Annotated in this window: 1 pseudogene; it reads left to right on the top strand. The window is 29.6% G+C overall.

Features of this window, described 5'->3' with window-relative positions:
- Window positions 1–383: pseudogene (locus RI01_RS02500) on the top strand (ATPase); the annotation flags it as partial.
- Window positions 384–412: the final 29 nt, after the last annotated feature.

The following is a 412-nucleotide window of genomic DNA, read 5'->3' as shown; positions in this document are numbered from 1 at the left end:
AATTAGAACAACAAATCGATAAATGGGTGCAACAAGGACTACATATTGAAGCCCTCGAAGGAACCATTAAAGCTTTAGAAAACGTTTCTAGCAGATATATCGAAGAAAACGCCGAACTCCGTCATGAAATCAATAAACTTAAAGAACAAATAAAAGACGAACAAAAAGCCCATGAAGAAACTAAAGTACAATTACAAACAAGAAGTGATAATTTAACTCAAAAACAAGAAGAATTAACAAAAATAGATTTAATGATCAAAGAACAAGAAAATACCTATAGTGGTGCAATTAAACCTTTGACTACAAAAATCACAAACGACGCAGTTAAAATAACTAAACGTACAACTGAAAATGTAACTTCTTGGTTCAAAAAATGGTTTTAATTAAAATTCAAAAGTCAAATGTGTTAAAA

The organism is Italian clover phyllody phytoplasma str. MA1 (assembly GCF_000300695.1).
Classification (GTDB): domain Bacteria; phylum Bacillota_I; class Bacilli_A; order Acholeplasmatales; family Acholeplasmataceae; genus Phytoplasma.
Note: the sequence above shows the minus strand (reverse complement) of the source record. Positions and strands in the feature narration are given on the sequence as shown.